General features: G+C 48.4%; 15 protein-coding genes. 5 read left to right on the top strand and 10 right to left on the bottom strand.

Going from position 1 to position 22940, the window contains the following annotated elements; all coding sequences use genetic code 11:
• Positions 1-21: 21 nt before the first annotated feature.
• The 4 genes from GPL15_RS26220 to GPL15_RS26205 all read right to left on the bottom strand — a co-directional run bounded on the left by GPL15_RS26220 (position 22) and on the right by GPL15_RS26205 (position 6205).
• Entirely contained in the window at positions 22-1065 is a 1044-nt protein-coding gene (locus tag GPL15_RS26220) for a ribonucleotide-diphosphate reductase subunit beta (protein WP_215701623.1), read from the bottom strand.
• The gene (locus tag GPL15_RS26215) at positions 1053-3584 is read right to left on the bottom strand and encodes a ribonucleoside-diphosphate reductase subunit alpha (RefSeq protein WP_215701622.1); all 2532 of its coding nucleotides are present in this window, start codon (positions 3582-3584) and stop codon (positions 1053-1055) included. Before GPL15_RS26215 ends, GPL15_RS26220 begins: the two co-directional genes overlap by 13 nt.
• Before the next feature lie 723 nt (positions 3585-4307).
• On the bottom strand, positions 4308-4544 hold the full coding sequence (locus GPL15_RS26210) for a hypothetical protein (RefSeq protein WP_215701621.1): 237 nt from the start codon (positions 4542-4544) through the stop codon (positions 4308-4310).
• 53 nt (positions 4545-4597) lie between these two features.
• Positions 4598-6205, bottom strand: a complete 1608-nt coding sequence (locus GPL15_RS26205; RefSeq protein ID WP_215701620.1) for an extracellular solute-binding protein — start codon at positions 6203-6205, stop codon at positions 4598-4600.
• Positions 6206-6660: 455 nt separating this feature from the next.
• On the opposite strand from GPL15_RS26205, the gene GPL15_RS26200 reads away from it, so the two are divergent.
• The 4 genes from GPL15_RS26200 to GPL15_RS26185 all read left to right on the top strand — a co-directional run bounded on the left by GPL15_RS26200 (position 6661) and on the right by GPL15_RS26185 (position 12089).
• Entirely contained in the window at positions 6661-7371 is a 711-nt protein-coding gene (locus tag GPL15_RS26200) for a response regulator transcription factor (RefSeq protein WP_215701676.1), read from the top strand.
• Complete coding sequence (locus GPL15_RS26195) at positions 7372-8793, top strand: HAMP domain-containing sensor histidine kinase (RefSeq protein ID WP_215701619.1); 1422 nt, start codon at positions 7372-7374, stop codon at positions 8791-8793.
• 114 nt (positions 8794-8907) lie between these two features.
• Positions 8908-11382: an ABC transporter permease gene (locus tag GPL15_RS26190; protein ID WP_215701618.1), complete on the top strand. Its 2475-nt coding sequence runs from the start codon at positions 8908-8910 to the stop codon at positions 11380-11382.
• Between the two features lie 20 nt (positions 11383-11402).
• Positions 11403-12089: an ABC transporter ATP-binding protein gene (locus tag GPL15_RS26185; protein WP_215701617.1), complete on the top strand. Its 687-nt coding sequence runs from the start codon at positions 11403-11405 to the stop codon at positions 12087-12089.
• Positions 12090-12122: 33 nt separating this feature from the next.
• On the opposite strand, the gene GPL15_RS26180 is transcribed toward GPL15_RS26185, so the two are convergent.
• From GPL15_RS26180 to GPL15_RS26155, 6 genes are all read right to left on the bottom strand, one after another.
• Positions 12123-15872 carry a phosphoribosylformylglycinamidine synthase gene (locus GPL15_RS26180; protein WP_215701616.1) on the bottom strand — a complete coding sequence of 1250 codons (3750 nt, stop codon included), beginning with the start codon at positions 15870-15872 and terminating at the stop codon, positions 12123-12125.
• A gap of 119 nt (positions 15873-15991) precedes the next feature.
• A complete protein-coding gene (locus GPL15_RS26175; RefSeq protein ID WP_215701615.1) occupies positions 15992-17236 on the bottom strand; it encodes a 6-phosphofructokinase in 1245 nt (414 codons plus the stop codon).
• 83 nt (positions 17237-17319) lie between these two features.
• Positions 17320-18558 carry a 6-phosphofructokinase gene (locus GPL15_RS26170; protein WP_215701614.1) on the bottom strand — a complete coding sequence of 413 codons (1239 nt, stop codon included), beginning with the start codon at positions 18556-18558 and terminating at the stop codon, positions 17320-17322.
• Positions 18559-18752: 194 nt separating this feature from the next.
• A complete protein-coding gene (locus GPL15_RS26165) occupies positions 18753-19319 on the bottom strand; it encodes a sigma-70 domain-containing protein (RefSeq protein ID WP_252198643.1) in 567 nt (188 codons plus the stop codon).
• A 10-nt stretch (positions 19320-19329) separates the two neighbouring features.
• Positions 19330-20265 carry a M14 family metallopeptidase gene (locus tag GPL15_RS26160; protein WP_215701613.1) on the bottom strand — a complete coding sequence of 312 codons (936 nt, stop codon included), beginning with the start codon at positions 20263-20265 and terminating at the stop codon, positions 19330-19332.
• On the bottom strand, positions 20262-21200 hold the full coding sequence (locus GPL15_RS26155; protein ID WP_215701612.1) for a M14 family metallopeptidase: 939 nt from the start codon (positions 21198-21200) through the stop codon (positions 20262-20264). The genes GPL15_RS26160 and GPL15_RS26155 overlap by 4 nt, the downstream gene beginning before the upstream one ends.
• A 747-nt stretch (positions 21201-21947) precedes the next feature.
• On the opposite strand from GPL15_RS26155, the gene GPL15_RS26145 reads away from it, so the two are divergent.
• Entirely contained in the window at positions 21948-22823 is an 876-nt protein-coding gene (locus tag GPL15_RS26145) for a LysR family transcriptional regulator (RefSeq protein WP_215701610.1), read from the top strand.
• Positions 22824-22940: the final 117 nt, after the last annotated feature.

Here is a 22940-nt window from a genome sequence, read left to right as displayed (position 1 = left end):
GCTTTCCTCTTATACACGTTCTTACAGATCATCCACCAGAGCGCTGCTTTTGGCATAAGCCGTACTTCTGGCCTCAAAAAAATCTGTTTTTATCATATTGGCATTGCTGTATTGGCTCACCCAGCTCATGGAGGCAGGTTCTTCTTCATGCCCTTCATAAATCGGATCAAATCCAAGGTTTTGGCACCTCAAATTGCCCAAATACTGAATATAGTCCGTAATCATCTGCTTGTTGAGCCCTGGGACACCGTCCCCGATGGCATAATGGCCCCAGCTTATCTCCTGCTCGCATCCCTGCTTTATCATCCCGCGGTAACTATCCGTCAACTCTTTTGTAAACAGCTCCGGCTCCTCATTTTTCAGTTCCAGGATCATGCTGCGAAACAGCCACAAATGGGTATTCTCGTCCCGGTTGATATACCGGATTTCCTGTGCCGACCCCGGCATCTTATGATTCCGCCCCAGATTATAGAAGAACATAAACCCGCTGTAGAAATAAATGCCTTCCAGAATGTAGTTTGCCACCACGGTCTTCATAAAGGAAACAGGGCTTTTATCCTTTTGGAATTCATTATACAGATTTCCGATAAATGTATTCCGTTCCAGCAGATAGGGATCATTTTTCCACTGATACAGCACTTCCATCCTCTTCTGCGGCTCACAGATGGTATCCAGCATATAACTGTAGCTCTGGCTGTGAACCGCCTCCTGGAAGGTCTGGATGGACAGGCAGAGGTTGATCTCATTAGCGGTCACATATTCCCCGATGGCAGGCAGATTGGCCGTCTGAATGCTGTCTAAGAAGACCAGAAAGGACAGGATTTTATCAAATGCCCGCCGTTCCTCGTCCCTGAGCCCGGGATAATCTTTTACATCCGTTCCCAGATTGATCTCTTCCGGCACCCAGAAATTGTTCATGGCCTGGCGGTACCAGTCGCTGACCCAGCCGTATTTCATATTGTTAAAATCATTTAAGTTGGTGGTATTGCCGTTGATCATCCTCCTGCTGCGCACGTCGATGTCCCCGTCGGGATTAAACAGCGGCTTTTTCTTTAACTCGAGCATACTTCGCATTCCTCCACTTCCAGGCTCTTGGACCTGATATAATAGATGGTTTTCACCCCGCATTCCCAGGCCAGAATATAGAGGTTCAACACCTGACGGAATGTGTATTCATTGGTAATATATAAGTTCATACTCTGGGCCTGGTCAATATGGCGCTGGCGGACGCCTCCTGCGCGGACGGACCATTCCTGATTGATATAATGGGCATTTTTGTATTTCCAGAATGTGGATGGAGACAAGTCCGGAGCCACTCTGGGCATGAGGCCATTTTTCTTTTCTTCCAGGAAATAACGTTTCATGATAGGATCCAGGCCGGCAGTGGTCCCGGCAATGATGCTGGTACTGCTGGTAGGAGCGACTGCCATCAGATATCCGTTTCTCATTCCCCATTGAAGAATCTGTTTTCGCAAAACTCCCCATTTCTCATCCGTATATCCCCGGTCTTCAAAATACGCTCCGGTCTGCCAGGCGCTTCCCTCAAACAGGTCGTATCTGCCCTTTTCTCTGGCAATTTCACAACTGGCCGATATGGCGGAATAGCTGATGGTTTCAAATACCTTATCCACAAATTTCAAATGTTCGTCCGATTCCCAGGATATGCGGTTTTTAGCCAGCATGTGATGGTATCCGCTGACTCCCAGGCCGATTGGACGGTATTTTCTGTTGGTCACTTCTGCATAAGGAACCGGGAAGAAATTCAGGTCGATTACATTGTCAAGCGCCCGCACCGCGCTGTGGGTGATCTCTGATATCTCCCATTCATCCGTCACATCGATTCTTCCCAGAGACAGGCTGGCCAGATTGCAGACCACAAAATCTCCGGGCTTTGTGACGGTTACCACCACCTTTTCACCCTCTATCTCTTCCACACGCTGCTCCACAGAGCTGATGGGGCTCATATTCTGGGCAATTTCCGTGCAGAGATTGCTGCAGTATATCATCCCCATATGTTTATTGGGATTCGCCCGGTTTACAAGGTCCCTGTTAAATGTAAAAGGAGTTCCCGTTTCCACCGCGCTTTTTATGACCAGCCGGATGATATCTTTGATGGGAATCACCCGTTTGTGAATCCTGTGATCCGCCACACAATCCAGGTATTTCCGCTCCCACTCTTCCCCGTAACATTCCTCCAGCGCATATCCTTTCACGCTTTCAATCTCATGGGGGCACATCAGATACCAGTTTTCCTCGATATGATCCCTGGCCTGTTTCCAAAAATAATCCGGATAGCAGACCGCCGGAAACACATCGTGGGCCTTCATCCTGTCATCTCCGTTATTGGTTCTGAGGGCCAGAAATTCAGGCAGGTCTTTATGCCAGACATCCAGATAAACGGCCACGGCCCCCTGGCGCACGCCCAGCTGGTCTACGGCCACAGCCGTGTCATTCGCCAGTTTAATCCAGCGGATCACCCCGCCGGCCGCCCCTTTAAAGCCCCGGATCGCGCTTCCCGCAGCCCTGACTTTGCCGAAATACAGCCCCATTCCTCCGCCGAACTTGCTGACTTTGGCAAAGTTATCAATGCTGCGGTAAATTCCGTCCAGGCTGTCCGGCACCGTATCGATAAAACAGGAGGAAAGCTGATGGTAGGGCTTTCTGGCATTGGAAAGGGTGGGAGTCGCCATGGTCACCTTCAAAGAGGCCAGCATGTGGTAAAAACGCCGTACCCATTGATCCCTTCCCGTCTTTTCCTTCATAGCCAGATGCATGGCGATTCCCAAAAACATCTCCTGAGGCGTTTCCAACGGCACATTGGCATGATCCCGGATCACATATCTGCCCAGCAGCAGTTCCAGGCCTGAATAGTTGAACAGTTTATTATTCTCTTCATTTAAATATCCTTCATATACATCGATTTCCTGTTTTGTATAGTTCTCCAGGATATAGCTTCCATAAAGGCCTTCCCCTGTTAGATAGGCGATTTTATCATACAGACTCCTGATCTGCCAGCGTTCCAGATGAGGTTTCAGATTCATATTGAATTGAAACATCAAAAATCTGGCGGCGATCATCTCCCAGGCCGGAGCTTCCTGAGTGGTCAGTTCCACAGACGCCTGTATTAAAATTTCCAGATTTTCTCTGCTGGTCATCCCCTCTTTATGGAAGGCGCAGAGCTTGGTCAAAAGATGCTCCAGATGATAGGTGAGATCTGAAAATTCTTTCTGAATCTCCTTAAAAATCGTATTGAGCTCTTCCATGTCCGGAAAATAGCCCATCAGCTTCTGACGGACTTCCCTCTCTTTGTTCCGCTCATTGCGGTATAAGATAAAACTTTTCACAGCTTCATAATAGTTCATCTCGATCAGGGTTTTCTCCACCTGGTCCTGAATTGTCTCCACTTGGAGAGGAACCCCTTTTTCCGTCAGAGCCTCGACTTTTGCCTCAGCCGCAGATGTAATCCGCTCCAGTTCTTCCTCTGTATATTCCTGCTTCACGCTGGCAAATGCCAGACAGATCACGCGCCGGATCTTTTCCGGCATGTAAGGTTCTGTCTGGCCATTTCTCTTAACAATTTCCATTTTTCCATTACCATCCTGCATCTTTTATATCAATATTAGTTATTGTTATTAAATAATACCACAAGATATAGTGTCATGCAACTACAATTTGTGGAGAAAATTGGGGGTTAATTGTGGGAGGGGATTGGTGAACGTTACGCATGGAAGCGGAGCGGACGGATGGCGGAGAGCCTGGGCGGGGGCCGGAACGGTGGTGCCAAACGATACAGGGATCTGATTCCAACCGTTAAGTGGAACTAAGGCTCCCAGCATGGCAAAAGGCGGTCCGATGCCCATTCACGGTAAACTCCTCATGACTTTACCGTTCAGGGGCATCTCAGAAACTGATTCGGTTTTCAGTTTCTGCCCGCCTTTTGCCATGCTGGGAGCCTAAGTTCCACTAAACGGTTTCCACACGAACCCTGTATCGTTTGGCACCACCGTTCCGGCCCCCGCCCAGGCTCTCCGCCATCCGTCCGCTCCGCTTCCATGCTGGTTTTTGCTGGCTCTGGTAATTAGAACAATTTTGCAAATTATAAGAAAATTTAACATCAAGCGTCAGGGCATTTTCGAAAATGCCTTGAGGGTTGATGTTAAATTGTTTTTAATTACTTGAGCTAGAGAACACCAGCTGTGAATCCTGGGAATGGGGACGGACGGGGGCGGAGGCCTTCTTGGATGGCTGGCACCGGACCAAGCGGAATCCGTTGGCGGTGAAAGCCGTCTGGAAACCGTTAGTAAAACTTAGGCTCCAGGGATGGAAAAAGACGGGCAGAAACTGAAAACCAAATCAGTTTCTGAGATGCCCACTGAACGGTAAAGTCCCATAAAGAGTTTACCGTGAATGGGCATCGGACCGTCTTTTTCCGTCCCTGGAGCCTTAGTTTCACTTACGGTTGGAAGCCGGTTTTCACCGCCAACGGATTCCGCTTGGTCCGGTGCCAGCCATCCAAGCAGGCCTCCGCCCCCGTCCGTCTCCATTCTCAGGATTCACGGCGTAACTTCCTCACCTAAATAAAAATCTGCATTCATATTTATTTTTTAACGGCCGCAACTTTCTCAGCATAAGCCTTCTGCACAGCCTTCTCGGCAGCCTCTCCGCCGGCGGCCTTAAACTCTTCTACAAACGTTTCAAAGTAGTCAATCGGCTTTACGCCGGTAATTATCTCAAAATAAGCCTGTTCCGTCAAGGTATCCAGCGTTGCGATCACATTTGAAAATTCCTCTACCGGCGGAGCATTGAACCGATAGTATCCGTTTCCGGTTACATCATGACCGAATTTTGTTTTCTGAGGCGTAATGTTCTCCGCCACAGTCACCGTACTGCCGAACCCAACCTGTAAAACCCCTTCTTTTCTCAGTTCCGTGCCGTTCATCAGACGGATCGGGCCGTGGTCAGACATCTCATAATGCTTTCCTTCCAGTCCGTAGTTCACCAACATGACATAATCCATATCCGCATAATAAGCGTCCAGCATAGCTAAAAACGCATCCACTTTACGAGGGTCGGACGCGCCCTTTGTGGTTAAGCAGGTTAAGCGCCCTGTCAGATTCCATCCCTCCGTACCTGATTTTCCATCCGGTCCCACAGGCGCCGGGCCGATCACGATATCGGCGTCAGGATTCAGGCTTTTTAATTCCTTCATACACACGCTCCAGTTGCTTTCATCGGATGTATCCGTGCTGGCCTGCAGATAATGAGAAGGCTGGGCGGAAGTCAAACCGATCTTTCCGTTCATAAAGGAATGGGACAGCCATGTATAACCGCCATGATTTTCACCTGTTATAAATTCTTTGTCCAAAATGCCTTTTTCATACCATTCATGTAATTTAGCCAGCGCTTTTTTCGCATCCGGATGAATATATGGGAAGAACGGAACATTGTCCTCTCCCAACTGCATCTCCTCCACTTTGAAGCCGGGGCTGCCTCCGGTTACACAGCGAAGCCCATAGGCGCCGAATACTGCGCCGAAGGCCCGTTCTGCCATTCCCGCCGTATCTTTCTTTCCATTTCCATCCGGGTCTTCCTCTACAAAAGCGGTCAGAACTTTCTCATAGTCATCCAGCGTTTCTGGGACTTGAAGCCCCAAATGGTCCAGCCAGTCCTTTCTCCAGAACATGGCCATCGGAACCGCATCCATCGGGTTCGTTACTCCATAGTTTTTTCCCTTATAAATCATGGTGCTCCATAAAGTCCCGTCATCGTGTTCATCCGCCACTGCCGCATAATGGGGCGCCTTTTCGCGGATTAATTCGATTGGAAGTTCACCCAGTATGCCGCCGTCTACATAGGTAGGAAGCAGGGATAAATCATTTACCACCAGCACATCCGGCATCTCGCCGCCTGCAAAGCGCACATTCAGGTTTTCCTGGAACTTGTTGGAATCCACATACCATGTCTTCAGATCAATATTGAAACGCTCTTCTATCATTTTAACAACTTCCGCATTGTCATCAACCTCCGCTGAAGTCTCACCAACCAGCCATTCCATCTGAACCGGTTCTTCTTTCGCCTCTGCTGCTGTTTGTTTCGCTGTAGTCGATGCCGCTTCCTTCTCAGAGGATCCGCATCCTGCCAATGATGTAACTGCCACTGCCGATACCATGACGCCAGCTATAATCTGCTTAATTGACTTTCTCATACTTTCTTCTCCTTCTGCCACATAACAGCTAATAAGTCTGATAACCATCCCGCTGTTAAGGCTGTTGGCGCCTTCCCCTGCCTTATCACGCAGTTGATTATCCTGAACTCATGGTATCATATTGATTTTGAGTTAGCAATTAGGAACATTTTGTGAAATGTTACTTTTTTTAAGGCTGAAATTACAAGCTTTTTCAAAGCGTTTATAGTACTATTTTGTGAAATTATGCTATTTTTCAAAAAATTACCATTAAAGTAATGATTTGTGTCTCTCCTTAAATTTTGATTTCCTCTTGTATTGTCCTAACCGCCGAATTATAATTTATCTGTCAGAATTTTTACAAACTGACGGAAACCATGCTGCCGGTTCAATTTCCGGCATTGTAAACAGAATGTGATCCGGCCATGCCAAACCGGGCAGCCCCATTGAAACGGCCGGAAGAAAGAACTTATATGATGAACTCAGAATATAAAATCCTATTGGTGGACGACGAAACAGATATCCTGGACCTGATGCAGGAGATACTTCAAAAGGAGGGCTTCCGATCCATACAAAAAGCCTTAACTGGAATGGACGCGGTAAACATCTGCAGGGAATTTAGCCCCGATGTCATCATTTTGGACATCATGCTGCCTGATATGGACGGATTAGAGGTCTGCAGGCAGATCCGTGAGTTTTCTTACTGCTCCATCCTCTTCCTGTCATCCAAAAATGATGATATAGATAAGATCCTCGGCCTATCCTGCGGCGGTGACGATTACATTAGCAAACCATTCAGCCCCCGTGAAGTAGTATTCCGCGTAAAGGCCCAGCTCCGCCGCCAGCAATATCAAACATCCCGGTCACCCAATGCGGAAACCCGTTTAACCGCCGGCCCTCTGTCAATCGATAAAGAGAGCTGCCGCGCTTATAAAAACGGACAGGAACTCAGCCTGACCGGACGGGAATATCTTCTGCTCACCTACCTCATGGTAAACGCAGATAAAATCATCAGCAAAGAGCGGATCTACGAACAGGTATGGGGGGAATACAGCGGCATCTGCGACAACACCATCATGGTTCATATCCGGCATCTGCGGGAAAAAATCGAAGATGACCCGTCCACTCCCCGGCAGCTTATCACGGTGAAAGGATTGGGCTACAAGCTTAAAAAGAGGGCTGATTAAATGAAACATTCAGGATACCGCGCCATCTTTCATATTTACCTGATATTCTTCCTCTCCCTTCTCGGCACCATTTTACTGGCAGCCGCCCTGTTCTTTTTGTCGATTACCGTGCAAAAACCGGATGGCTCAACCGCGCGGAGCGACTGGCCCAAAGTATTTGCAGAAGATTTTAAAAAACAGATCACTTTTTCAGGCTCTTCGCCTCAGGTCAAACAGAAGGGATTGGATTTATTAAAAGAAAATAAGGTTGGCATACAGATTTTAACCGCTTCCGGCCATGAAGTTTTCAGTTACCAAAAGCCGGAACAGGTTCCAGCGGAATACTCTGCCGTGGAATTAATCCAGCTCCTGCAGACAGGCAGCGCTAAATACGGCAGTACAACGGCCCTGGCGGAAATTATTTCCGACAGCGGAAAGGATTATGCCGTTCTTTTATATTTCCCTGTAAATGTCACGAAAGTCACCATGTATCTCAATGGCCAAAGGTTCACAGGCGGAAAGAATCTCATCCTGCCGGTTTTGGCCGTCTTATTCACAACCGTACTGATCTCAGGTGTTGTTTACGGTTTCTGGACGGCAGGGGCCATAAAGCGTATTTCCGCTTCAATCCAGGAAATCCCGCTGCGCTCTTATTATCCCGTTGAAGATCACGGGCCGTTTCACGACCTGTATGACAGCCTGAACACGCTGGATGAGGAAATCAGGGCCGGGGACCAGTTGAAAGCCCAGACGGAAAGGCTGAGGGAGGAATGGATTGCCAACATGACCCATGATCTGAAAACCCCTCTTTCCCCAATCAAAGGTTATGCGGAACTCCTTTCAGTCTCCGATGTGAAAGAGGAGGAACAATCCCGGCGTTATGCCAATATCATACTGAAAAATGCCTTGTATATGGAATCGCTCATTGACGACCTGAAGCTGGTCTATCAATTAAAAAACGGGATCCTGCCTTTAAACCTGGAGGAACAGAACATGGTCCGTTTCCTGAAAGAACTGGTAATCGATATCCTGAACACTCCCGAATATGAGGGCCGCACCATTCATTTTAACTGCGCAGCGGATACAATTTCATATGTATTTGACCGAACCCTGATGACCCGTGCATTTCGAAACCTGATCTTCAATTCTTTCGTACACGGCGGGGAAAATACAGAGGTCACTCTGCGGATCATATCGTCCGGCGCCTCTTTAAAAATCTGCGTGTCTGACGATGGAAAAGGCATGACGGAGGAAACAGTAAAACATCTCTTCGACCGCTACTACCGTGGAACCTGCTCCGGACAAATGCCAAAAGGCACCGGATTAGGTCTGGCAATCGCAAAAAATATCGTGGAACTCCACCACGGCTCAATCTCCGTTTCCAGCGCCCTCTCAGTTGGAACCGAATTTCTGGTGGAATTACCACAAATTAAGGTTAATTAAGGTTATCTGAAAATCAGATTAAGGTTGACCGGCTATCATGACCATAGTGACAGCCGGCAGCCTTTTTTTATTCCAATTCCGGCGCTCAATCCAGGCCAGAAAGCAGGTGTACGTTTGAAAATAATACTCAAATACATTTTTACAACCATCATAGAGCGGAAAACACGGACTGCCGTCATGTTCTTGTCCGTCCTGCTCTCTTCAACCCTTATTTTCGTCTCCTTATCCATCGGCGCATCCTATGAAAGCGCGCAGCGGAAAATGGCGCGGGGAATGGCGGGCACTGCTGCCCTTTCCATAACCGCTGCGGACGGCAGAATCGATGCCGGCATTCTCACAGACCTGCCCTCTTCCTGCTTCGCAGCCGGTATCCTGGAGGGCTCCGCCCTCTACCACGAAAACGGTTATTACGAAACCATTGATTTGATTGCCTCCCCCTTAGACCAGCTCAACCAGATCAATCCTCCCCGCCTGGCAGATGGAGACCCAATCGCTGATTTTTCCGGCAGCCAGGTGATTCTTCCGGACCGTTTTACCTCAAAATACGGCATTAATCAGGGCGATACGGTCACTCTGACGATTGGCGGTACCCCCGTTTCTTTAGAGGTGGCCGGAATCGCCGCTTACGACACGGTTTTCCTCCGTCATACACGCGGCGCAACCGCCCTTCTCCCTTTCCCCACCCTGTCAGCGGTTTTAGGCGGAAAAGAAGGATACAGCAAACTTTTAGTGAAGCCGGCCCCAGGCATATCCGCTGAACAATTAAAAAGCGAACTGTCCGCCGCTCTGTCCTCTGAAACGTTCAAAATAACCCCGGTTGCGGATGAAAAAAAGATCGCCGCAGATGCCCGGCAGAAATCCATGCCCTTTTTCCTGATCAGCTTTTTTGCCCTCACCATGAGCGTCTTCATCATCTACAGCAGTTATAAAGTGATCACCCTGGAACGTCTGCCGGCAATCGGCACATTTCGGAGTATCGGAGCCACACAGAAGACCGTGACGCGCATTCTTCTGCTGGAGAGCCTGGTTTACGGCATTACAGGCGGGCTGTCCGGCATTCCGGCAGGTTCTTTGATTTTAAACCTGGTATTAAAGGATATGGGGAATTCCCTGTCACAAGGGATTGAAATTCCGGTTGTCATTTCCCCCTTCATCATCATTTTTTCAATCACCTCCGCAATAGCCGTTTCTCTCTTCTCCGCATGGTTTCCCATATACCGTGCCAGCCGTCTTCCGGTCAAAGAAGTGGTTCTCGGCACTGTGGAAGAAAAACAGGTTCCCCGCCCCTTCCTGTCAGGATGCGGCGCCGCCCTGTTTATTGCAGCGGCCATACTTCCAAAGGCCGTTTCCAAAAATATGCTCTATCCGGCAGGGGGATTTTCCCTGTTAGGGCTGATTACCGCTGCCGTCCTGGCCGTACCCCTGCTAACCGATCTGCTTTCCATCGGCCTGGAACATATTTATGGGATCATTTTTGGCAATGAAGGGCGGCTTGCGGCCCGGAATATGAGAAACAATAAAACGGTGCAGCAGAATATCACCCTTCTCTTCATCAGCATTTCCGCCGTAATCGCAATTACTGTGACAAGTGACTTTGTGACCTCATATGTGGGGGATGTGTTTAAGGGCGCAGAACTGGAAGGATTCGCAGACGGCCCCATGGAACCGGAATTTGTGGAACAGGTAAAAAGGATGGAGGGCGTAAACAAAGTGCTCCCTCTCCATGTTTATGAAAATCAAATCCAGGCAGAAGGAGCGGTATTCAGCCGCTTGGAAGCAACCGGCAGTTTGGACTGGTTCAGCTCCATGATGGCCCTTCATTATACGGAAAATGATAAGAAAGAAGAAATTGTCGCTGTCTTTGACAGGCAGAGAACCCTCTTGTTAAGCGAAAGCTGTATGGAACGGACAGGATTTTCTGCCGGAGATACCCTGTTCCTTTCAAACGGCGTCACAGGAAATGATTATCTGGTAGCCGGCAGCTTCAAATCCCGTGCTGACGATGTGGAGGCAGTGATCTCTTCCACTTTTGCCGTATCTGACTTCAACGCTTCGGACTACCAATTTCTCGCCTATACCGCCGATGATCCCGAAGCCGTCATGGTTCAGATCCGCAGCCTGTTTGGCCGGACACCCAACTGGAGCCGGACCGTTGAGGAGTTTAATACAGACGCCCTGTCTGTCGTTGAAGCTTTTTTACAGCCCATGCACAGCATGACCTATTTCATTCTCCTTTTGGCGGCAGCCGGTACGGTCAACAACCTGCTGGTCAGCTATATCCAAAAACGGCGCACCACCGCCATGTATAAAACCTTCGGCCTTTCCAACCGCCAGCACGTGAAAATCACACTGATCGAAGTTTTTTCATCCGGCCTGGCCGGAGCCGCAATAGCAGTCATCGTATCCTATCTTGAAATCAGGACGATTTTCCTTGTGGCGGGGCCGAAAATCTCCATTGTTCCGGAACTGGATACCGCTGTATTCTGGTCTGCCGGAGGGATGGGCATACTCATAACCTTGGCCGGATCTGTCGTTCCGGTCATAAAAAGCCGCCGTATGAAGCTGGTGGAAGAAATCAAATTTGAATAAGGAAAAAGGAGGTCTGTCCGATGAAACAGCCGGCCGGCAGAATTGCCGTTGAGGGACAACATATTGTAAAAGATTTCAGCATTGGAGGCACAACCGTAAATGTGCTCAAAGACATATCATTGCAGGTTTTTCAGGGGGAATTCGTATCCGTCATGGGGCCGTCCGGCTCCGGAAAAAGCACTCTGCTCTATATCCTGGGCGGTCTGGACGCTCCCACCAGCGGACGGGTTCTTATGGACGGCGCCGATATCTCCGGATTTAAGGATGAAAAAATAAGCCGCATCAGGCGGCAGAAAATCGGATTTGTGTTTCAGTTTTACAATCTCATTCCCAACCTGAATGCAGAGGAAAACATCATGCTCCCTCTGCTTCTGGATGGGAAAAAGGCTGCAGACTGCAAAGGCCGGCTCGATCACATTTTAGAGATCACCGGCCTGTGGGACCGGCGCAGGCATACGCCCCGGGAATTATCCGGCGGCCAGCAGCAGCGCGTAGCGATCGCCCGCGCCCTGTTTGGCAGCCCTGAAATCCTCTTTGCCGACGAACCTACCGGAAATCTGGACAGCAGCACCGGAGCTGAAATCATGAACCTGCTGCATGAAATCAACCAAAGCTGCGGCCAGACCATCATCATGGTAACCCATTCGCCTGAAGCGGCCGGAGGCTGCAGCCGGATCATCACAGTTAAGGATGGTGTGGTCATCTGAAACGCCAGAGCTGTCTGAAGCTTTTGGCGTCAATTATTTAAAATACTTCACACCTGATTCAAAGATCTTCATATCCTGCTCCCCGTATATATTCATGGCGACCGCTTCCCCTCTTCTCTCTGAGTGGGCCATCTTGCCGAGAATGCGGCCGTCCGGGCTGGTAATGCCTTCGATGGCCATATAGGAACCGTTTGGATTCCAGAACTCGTCCATGGTGGCATTTCCCAAATCATCCACATACTGGGTGGCTACCTGGCCGTTTTCAAACAGTGTTTTCAGCCATTGTTCATTGGCGACAAACCGTCCCTCTCCGTGGGAAGCCGGATTGCAGTACACTCCGCCCAGCTCCGCTCCGGAAAGCCATGGAGATCGGTTGGAAACCACTTTTGTATATACCATCTTGGAAATATGGCGGCCAATGGTGTTCATAGCCAGCGTAGGTGAATCCTTATGCTGTTCCACAATCTTTCCTTCTGGAACCAGACCCAGTTTGATCAGCGCCTGGAATCCGTTGCAAATGCCCAGCATCAGGCCGTCCCTGTCATTTAACAGCTTTTCAATTTCCTCTTTGATCACAGCGTTGCGGAATACTGCGGCAAAGAATTTCGCGGAACCTTCCGGCTCGTCACCAGCGGAAAATCCGCCCGGGAACATGACGATCTGGGCTTTTGCGATCTCTTTCCTGTAAACTTCGACGGAATCGCGGATATCCTGGGCGCTCAGGTTTTTAAACACTTTTGCCGCCACATTGGCCCCTGCCCGCTCAAATGCCCTGGCGCTGTCATATTCACAGTTGGTTCCCGGGAATACCGGTATGAATACGTTAGGCTTGGCGGTCTTATTTTTGCACACATAGATCTCTTTTGCATCGTACAGGCCTTCTGAAACCGGCGTCTGCTTAACGCCTGATTCTGTTGGGAATACATCCTCCAGCGTCTCCGTCCATGCCTTCAGCGCCTCGTCCATGGTGATCGCTGTGCTGCCGTATTCAAATACGCCCTTATCGGTCACTTCACCGATCACAGTATAGGAAATGGACAGTTCTCCCACTTTGCCGTCCGGAACTTCACATACGATATTGCCCCATCCTGCTGCGAAGAAATCCCTCGGATCCACATTGTGCTCAATCTTAACGCCCATCTTGTTGCCGAATGCCATCTTGCTGACAGCCTCTGCCATGCCGTGCCCTTCCACAGCATAAGCGGAAATGATCCTGCCTGCCTTAATATCTTCAAACAGCTTCTCGTATCCGTCCATGATCTGTCCGTATACCGGCAGGTCATACTGGTCTTTTTCAATGCTAAATACCACGATTTTGCTTCCGGCCTTCTTAAATTCCGGGGTGATGATATGTTTATGGCTGGCAATATCCACCGCGAAAGATACCAGTGTAGGCGGAACGTCGATATCATTAAATGTACCCGACATGCTGTCCTTGCCTCCGATAGACGGAAGGCCAAATCCGATCTGCGCATTATAAGCGCCTAAAAGCGCCGCAAACGGCTGGCTCCAGCGGGCCGGATCTTCTGTCATCCTGCGGAAATATTCCTGGAATGTGAAGCGGATCTTTTTATAATCTCCGCCTGCCGCCACAATCTTGGCAACAGAAGAAACCACAGCATAGATAGCGCCGTGATAGGGGCTCCAGCTGGACAGGTAAGGATCGAACCCATAGCTCATCATGGTCACCGTGTCCGTTTTGCCTTCCAGTACCGGAAGCTTTGCCACCATGGACTGTGTTTCCGTGAGCTGGTATCTGCCTCCATAAGGCATGAATACGCTGCCGGCGCCGATGGAACCGTCAAACATCTCCACAAGCCCTTTTTGAGAGCAGACATTTAACCCCTTTAACAGGTTTAACCAGGTTTCCTTCACATCCCCGGTTTCTTTACGTTCAAACAGGCTGCCCTCTTTCGACGGAACTTCCAGCACCACTTTGGCCTCCTGATGAGCTCCGTTGGTATCCAGAAATGCGCGGCTGATATCCACGATTGTCCGGCCTCTCCAGTTCATCACAAGCCTTGGTTCCTCCGTCACAACAGCAACCGGAATTGCTTCCAGATTTTCCTCTTTTGCATAGTCCAGGAACTGATCCACATCTTTTGGATCGATGACAACTGCCATTCTCTCCTGGGATTCGGAAATGGCGATTTCCGTACCGTCCAGTCCCGCATATTTTTTCGGAACCTTGTCCAGATCGATCTGAAGCCCGTCCGCCAGCTCTCCGATGGCTACGGAAACGCCGCCCGCTCCGAAATCGTTGCATTTTTTAATGATCCTGCTCACTTCCGCCCGGCGGAATAATCTCTGGATCTTGCGTTCCGTAGGAGCATTACCTTTCTGAACCTCCGCGCCGCAGGTTTCAATGGACGCCTCCGTATGGACTTTGGAAGATCCTGTGGCGCCGCCGCAGCCGTCCCGCCCTGTGCGTCCGCCCAGCAGGATGATGATATCGCCCGGATCGGATGTTTCACGGATAACATTTTTTCTGGGAGCCGCGCCCATCACTGCGCCGATCTCCATTCTCTTAGCCACATAGTTGGGATGATAGATTTCCTTCACATAGCCGGTAGCAAGGCCGATCTGATTGCCGTAGGAGCTGTAACCGCTGGCCGCTCCTGTAACGATCTTTCTCTGAGGCAGCTTGCCGTGAAGGGTCTCAGCCAGGGATTTGGTCGGATCTGCCGCACCGGTCACACGCATTGCCTGATAGACGTAGGTACGCCCGGAAAGGGGATCGCGGATTGCGCCTCCAAGGCAGGTGGCCGCGCCGCCGAAAGGTTCAATTTCCGTAGGATGGTTGTGAGTTTCATTTTTAAAGTTAACCAGCCACTCTTCCTCCACACCGTCAATCTCTACCGGCACCACGATGCTGCAGGCATTGATTTCATCAGAAACTTCCAAATCCTCTAATTTCCCTTCCATGCGGAGTTTTTTCATAGCCATAAGAGCCAGATCCATCAGGCAGACAAATTTGCCGCTCTTGCCTTTCAGCACAACTTCACGGTCTGCCAAATACTGATTATAGGTATCCTCGATGGGTTTTCTATAATCGCCGTCCGTAAATGTCACATCCTTTAATTCGGTCTGGAAGGTGGTATGGCGGCAATGGTCGGACCAATAGGTATCCAGCACACGGATTTCCGTCATGGACGGATCCCTCTTCTCTTCTGTTTTATAATAATTCTGAATATGGAGGAAATCCTTAAATGTCATTGCCAGGTTCAGAGAATCATAGAGTTCCTTTAACCGGTCCTCTGCAAAATCTGAAAAACCGTCAAAGATGATCACATCTTCCGGTGTCTCGAATACAGTTACCAGGGTCTCCGGCTTCTGTTCATCGGTTTCCCTGGAATCCACAGGGTTGATGCAGAAGGATTTAATCGCCTGAATCTGATCTTCTGATAAAACGCCTGAAATCACATAGGTGGACGCGGAGCGGATCACCGGCTCTTCATCCTCTTTTAACAGTTTTACACACTGTTCGGCTGAATCTGCTCTCTGGTCAAACTGTCCCGGAAGATATTCCACGGAGAATACCAGATCCCCTTCCTCTTTTGGAAACTCCTCCTCGTATACAAAGTCCACCGGAGGCTCTGAAAAAACCGTCACCAGTGACTGCTTATAGATCTCTTCCGATAAATTCTCAATATCATAACGGATTAACACACGCACGCCGGTCACTGTATCAATGCCGAGATAGCTGCCTATCTCTTCTCTCAGTTCTCCTGCTTTAACGGCAAAATCCTGTTTTTTCTCCACATACACTCGTTTAACGCTCATTGTATCCTCCTTCGTCTATGACGCTTTAACAAATTTACCTGAATATAATAATACCATAAGATATATAAATAAGAGAAATTAATATATCTTATGGCATTGATTAGTTTGATTAATATATTCTATTTTTCTTTATCCGTATAATACAAATGTCTCGGCAGCCCATCCACCATCATCGGCGTCAGCTCCGCCTGGATCAGGGGACGCACATAATTGACAAATTCCGGCGTCACATAATCGCCTGTTTCATTGATCCACTCATCCGGTACCTTCTTCTCCACATTGGCCACCTTGTGAACATCATAAATATCCGTCACACAGATATACGGATCATCGGAAACTCTCTTGAGAATGATCATCTTTCCGGTTTCCCCCTCAAATGCCGCCTTTACAGCAGCTCCGCCCACCTGGAACGCTTCTGTGATATCCACTCTGGAAACGATATGGGACGCACATCTCTGAAGGGAGTTAAATTCAATGGCCCTGGTTTTGCAGCCCACTTCCCGGGAAATCTTCTCGGACAGATACCTGGCTGTTCCCGTAAGCTGCCTGTGTCCAAAAGCGTCCACATAGTCGATCCCTTCTCTCATTTCACAGACATATCGGCCGTCCGCCAGTTTCACGCCTTCTGAAATGGCCACTACAACGGATTTTTTCACCTTATGCAGATCGGAAATCTTCTTCATGAACTGATCCACGTCAAACACCACTTCAGGGAGGAAAATCAGATCAGGCCCTTCACAGTCTTCTCCCTTAGCCAAAGCCGCCGCTCCTGTGAGCCAGCCGGCATTTCTCCCCATAATCTCCAGCAGGGTTACATTCTGCTGGTCATATACAAGCCCGTCGCGAATCACCTCTTTGGTGATGGAAGCGATATACTTAGCCGCGCTTCCGAATCCCGGCGTATGGTCGGTTGCCGCCAAATCATTGTCAATGGTCTTGGGCACGCCCATAAAACGGATTCTGCTCCCATTTAAAATGGAATAATCGGACAGCTTTTTAATCGTGTCCATGGAGTCATTCCCTCCGATATAGAAGAAATATTCGATCTCCAGTTTATCTAAAATAGCAAAAATCTTATCATAAATCGCCGTATCATCCTTGATCTCCGGCAGTTTATACCGGCAGGAGCCAAGATAGGCGGAAGGCGTCCGTTTCAGCAGGTCAATATCCAGATCGCTGGTGATATGGGCAGACAGATCGATCACCCGTTCCTCTAAAAGCCCCTGGATTCCGTGAAGCATGCCGAAGACCTTTTTCGCCCCCCTGTCCCTGGCCGTCTTATAAACGCCTGCAAGGCTGGAATTGATCACCGCCGTGGGCCCGCCTGATTGTCCTACAATTACATTTCCTCTGATTTCGTTCATAACTACTACCTCCTGAATTTTATTCTTCCCCGAACCATGCCTTTGCCAGCATTCCCTGGAGGTTTTCAGCAGTTATTGTTCTGTTATTTCTTTTTTGTATGATAAAGGTGGCGCGGTATGCCGCCAACCATAACCGACGGGTAATCCCCCTGGATCAGAGGCCTTACATAGTCGATAAATTCTTCCGTCACGTAGGTTCCTTCTTCATTGATCCAGGATCTGGGGACCAGTTTTTCCCCGTTTGCGATCTTATGTACATCATAGACTCCGGTGGCGCTCTGGTACGGATCATCCGAAACGCGGTCGATTACCACCATGCGTCCCGTATCCCCTTCATCCGCTGCCTTAACGGCTGCGCCGCCTACCATATAAGCTTCATTGATATCCACCCGGGATGCCAGATGAGAAGCGCTTCTCTGCAGAGTGCTGAATTCCACGGCCCTGGTTTTGCAGCCGATCTCAGCGCTGATTACATTAGCCAGATAATGGGCGGAACCGGTGAGCTGTTTGTGGCCGAAAGCGTCCACATAGTCCGCATTTCCCGAAAGTTCGCTGACATAACGGCCGTCCGCCAGCCGTATCCCCTCGGATACAGCCACAACAACGGTATCCTGCTGTTCCAAAAGCCCCTTCACTTTATCCATAAACTTATCCATATCAAATGGAATTTCCGGCAGGTAGATCAGATCCGGCCCGTCGCAGTCTTCTCCTGCTGAAAGGGCGGAAGCGCCTGTAAGCCAGCCGGCATTCCGGCCCATGATCTCAATAATGGTCACCAGTTTTTTCTTATAAGAAAATCCCAGACCGTCACGAATCACTTCTTTCGTCGAGGTGGCGATATACTTAGCCGCGCTTCCATATCCCGGCGTATGATCGGTAAGGGCCAGGTCATTGTCTATGGTCTTAGGCACGCCTACAAACTTCTGGGTTTGTCCGGTTAAAATTGCGTAATCGGACAGTTTTTTAATCGTATCCATGGAATCATTGCCGCCGATATAAATGAAGCATTCCACATCCAGCCGGTTCAATATTTCAAAAATCTTCACGTAAATCTCCTGATTTTCATGAATTGCCGGAAGCTTGAAACGGCATGTTCCAAGAAATGCCGACGGTGTGCGCTTCAATATCTCAATATCCAGTTCATTCTTAATATGTTCGGATAAATCAATATACTGCTCATCTAAAAACCCCTGGATTCCAAACAGCATCCCATATACTTTTGGCGCGCCCCGGTCTATGGCTGTCTTATAAACACCGGCCAGACTGGAGTTTATTACCGCTGTGGGACCTCCTGACTGGCCTACTATAACATTCCCCTTCATGTCACTACCTCCGTATCATATTTTTCTTTTTACATCTCCTTTTTACTCTTCCGTAACTAAAATTGCCATGCATCTATTATATCTTAGATACATGGCAAACGCAACTTGATATTCAGTTTTGCCAGAAATGAAAATGGCAAAATCCCCTATTTCTAGTCCGCATTCTGGTCCTATTCCTGATCTTATTCCTGATCCTATTCCTGATCCTCCTCCAGTTCCCTTCCGGCCTGCATCACATTGACCGCATCCAGAGTGATCTTCATAATTTCTTTGATCTCCTCCCCAGTCATCTTCATCCTGGCCGCCAGTTCTTCCACAGTTGCTTCCCGTCCCAGTTCTTCCGCCATGACCTGGGAAACCTTCTGAAGCACATTGACCCTGGCCGCAATCTCTTCCTCCGTCCGGGCCTCCGCAAGCTGTTCTTCTATGGCAGCCTCAACCGCCTTTTTAATCTCCCTCTCCAGATAATCCTGAAAATCTCCCGCCGTAAAGCCGCCAACCGCCAGAGTTAAGGCCATATTGGCCTCCTGAACCAGATCCCCCATGGACAAGCCCTTATTTTCATACTCTTTTGCATATTCCAAAGCCTGTTTTAAATTTCCCTCAATCAAACGGGCCTTTGCATCCTCCCGTCCCTGACTGAGCTGTTCTAAAAGGAGCAGTTCCTCCTGTTTCGTGCAGGGAGCAATCTGCTCCAGTTCTTCCAGATACATTTGATAAAAATCGTGTTCCATTGTTCCTCTCTTTCTCCCTCGATTCATGAAGGTCCCTCTATTCATGAAGGCGTCTGATTATTTTAAAGATCACTGCGCCCTCCATCACCAGAGGCGCATTATGGGCGAAAAATACAATGCCGTCCGTTGGGGACAGAATCCTGCTCAGAATCTCCCCCTCATAAGGGTCCAAAATTTCCGCCAGCACATCTCCCCGGTGCACCTCCTGTCCCGGTTCCGCCAGCCTTTTGTATATTCCCGCCATATCTGTCTGCACGTTCATCAAATCATCTTCCCGGATCACGCTGGCGATATATCCGCTGTGGCTGGTATACCTCAAAATCCCCATGCGCGTCAAAAAACGCAGCACAGAGGCCACAGCCTGTCTGGCGGAAGTCTCGTCAATGTAATCCGTGGCGCTGGTATAGAGGGAAAATGCGCTGGTATCCCAAATCTGCCAGTTATAATTTAACGTTGCCGTATCATAGGGCCTCGGTTTCCGGATCACCACATAGGGAAGCCCGAACAGATTTGCCAGGCTGGGGCTCTGAAATCCCGTCTCCATCATCCTGACATGGGGGATAAAATCCCCTTTCATGTAAAAACTGGTAAACTGAATGCCGTAACTGTATTTCTGCACCACCTCAAACACGCCCGCTGCAATTCTCTGAGTTGTTTCTCCCCGGTCATTTCCCGGAAACATCCGGTTGATATCAGTATTATCCACGGTCCAGAACCGTTTTCCAATGTTCATGGAAGAATGGTTTACCGAAGGAATCACTAAAATCTCATTATTGGATACAATCGCCCCCTTTTCCTCCAGCTCTTTTAACGCCTTAACAAGCTGGGAACAGACATAAAGCTGTTGTATCTCATTTCCCCGGATTGCCCCCACCACACAGGCGGACGGCTCTCCCTTACCAAAATGATACCCATAAACATTCAGGTCATTACGATAAGATCCTTTTAAACTGTAAATAATTTCCTTTCTCATCTGTAATCACCTCCTAAAACACGGGCGATCAAAGACCCGGCGTTAACCACCGGATATTCCCTGAGCGTAAACACCATCCCGTCAAAGGGCGCATAAAGCGTTTCCATCACAGTGCCCTGCAGAGGATTTAAAATGACGCCGATCTCCTCTCCGGCTTTGATGTTATCCCAATGTTCCACATGGGGAATGAATATCCCCGGTTCATTCGCATTGACAAAGCCCACCTGCCCGTCAGTGGAAATGATGGGCGTTTTCGGCCGGATCACCTCACCATCCCAGATTCCCAGCTCTTTCATCACACAGAAAATTCCATCCGTCAATTGGCGGCAGTAATCTCCCGTAATCCTCATTCCCACGCCCATTTCCACCACCAGGGTGGGAACCCCCAGGGTATTTAAGCTGTGAGCCAGCGTCGCCTCCAACACAGTTGCCGCCGCATGAACCCATACATAATCAATATTCAGCAGTTTTGCATAGGGAAGCAGCTTCTCCGCCGTTCCTTCGCTCATTCTCACCTGGGGAATCTCCCTCAGGAAAATATTGCTGGCATGAATGTCAATGCACAGATCCGCCCCCGCAATGTCTTCAACAATTTTCACGGCTATATGCTCCGGAACCGATCCGCTTTCACTGCCCAGAAAAATCCGGTTCATATCCAGGTCGAACATAGGAATTCCTCTGGTGACAGAATCAATCCCCAGAGGATTCAGCGCCGGAAATATATCTACAATACCCTTTAAGCAGCCTATATTTTCATTAATTCTTCGGATCAGCTCATAGCACACATACTGCCCTTCCAATTCATCACCATGGATTCCCGTTACAATACATATCCTCTTTTCCTGTCCCGTCAAAGTATCCGGCATCAGGGAATTCTTTTTGACTTCCAGCCTTTCATCCACCGGAAGCCCTACCGAAACTACTGTTTTAACCATGGCATCTTCCACCTTTACCTATATTTTCTGCTGTTTTCACTGAACATTTAATTGTCGGATCCTCTGATTTGCCAATCCGACGACCTGCTGACCCGACAATCTGACCATCTGTCAATATGCCTATCCAATTATTTAACTGCCAATCCATGAAAGCAGCCCTTAACCAATGCACAGTCTCCAAAATTGTGTTCTTGGAAGAACTTCTTCGTTCATATCCGTCATTTATCAGTCAGTTTATAGCATAATTCACTCAGTTCCATACGCCGTCCATTTACCGCCTGCCCAAAGTCTCACCTGAGCGCGACAGGCATCTTTTGTCATCAGCCGTTACTGATATAATAGATCCCATCTTTATTCAGATAGTATTTTATCATATGGGGGATAAAATAGTAAATACCTTTATCATCAGCAGAGCCGCTACTGCAGCCTTGTTTATCCTGAAACATAGATAATACAGCTTTTAATGTTTATCCCAATTGCCTTTTGACTGATAACCTCCTGCCGGGTGGCCGGGATGCAGTAAACTGATCGAACCGAATTTAAGCAAACTATGCGATAATGTAGGAAATACAAATACCTAAGAATAAATATTACAAAATATTCCAGATTACAGCGGACTGGCCGGACACGTCAGCAGGGGCCGTAACTGTAACTATTCAGCCATAGAGTTTCTGATTATTTTATTAGGTATTTACAATTCATCATTTTTCTGATAAAATGACGTTGTTCTTATAAGGAGGACTAATAATGGATATTAATTATGAATTATATAAAGTTTTCTATCATGTTGCCGTCACTTTAAGCTTTTCCGAAGCATCAAAACAGCTTTTTATTTCCCAATCAGCAGTCAGCCAGTCCATAAAAGTGCTGGAAAAAAAGCTGAATCAAACCTTGTTTATCCGAAGCACCAAGCGGGTTCAGCTGACACCGGAAGGGGAAATTCTTTTAAAGCATATTGAGCCTGCCATGAACCTGATTAAAAAGGGGGAAAATCAGCTTCTGGAAGCCAATACCTTAAACGGCGGCCAGCTCAGAATTGGTGCCAGCGACACCATATGCCGCTATTATCTGATCCCCCACTTGAATCAATTTCACAAAATGTACCCCAATGTCCATATAAAAGTCATGAACCAGACTTCAATCGAGTGTGCAAGACTATTGGAAAACGGCCAGGTTGATTTCATCATCACAAATTTTCCCAATTCCGCCCTTTCCAATAACTTAAATACGAGGATCATAAACGAATTCTGCGATGTATTTGTCGCCCATAAGGATTATTTCCCCCTTCACGGCAAAAAGGTGAGTTTAAGGGAACTTCAGACTTATCCCATCTTAATGCTGGACCGGAAAAGCACAACCAGCGAATTCCTCCATCACATGTTCCAGAAATATCAATTGGATCTGGTTCCTGAGATTGAACTCAGCAGCAACGATCTTCTGATCGATCTGGCCCGAATTGGACTTGGAATTGCCTTTGTCCCGGATTTTTGTATTCCAGATAATGATAAAGATTTATTTGTCGTAAAACTAGAGGAAAAACTACCCGGCCGCCAGATGGTCGTGGCCTTTAATGAAAATCTTCCAATCTCACAGGCAGCAAAGCAGTTTATGGATATGTTATAAGGTTATTGAAAAACTTGGAATTTAATTGAGGAAGATACTTTAATTGTGAATGTTACGCAGGAAAGCGGGGAGGACGGATGGCGGGAAAGAAGACCGGGGACCGGAACGGGGGAAACT

Origin of the sequence: Clostridium sp. MCC353, assembly GCF_018785315.1 — a bacterium.
Classification (GTDB): domain Bacteria; phylum Bacillota; class Clostridia; order Lachnospirales; family Lachnospiraceae; genus CHH4-2.
Note: the sequence above shows the minus strand (reverse complement) of the source record. Positions and strands in the feature narration are given on the sequence as shown.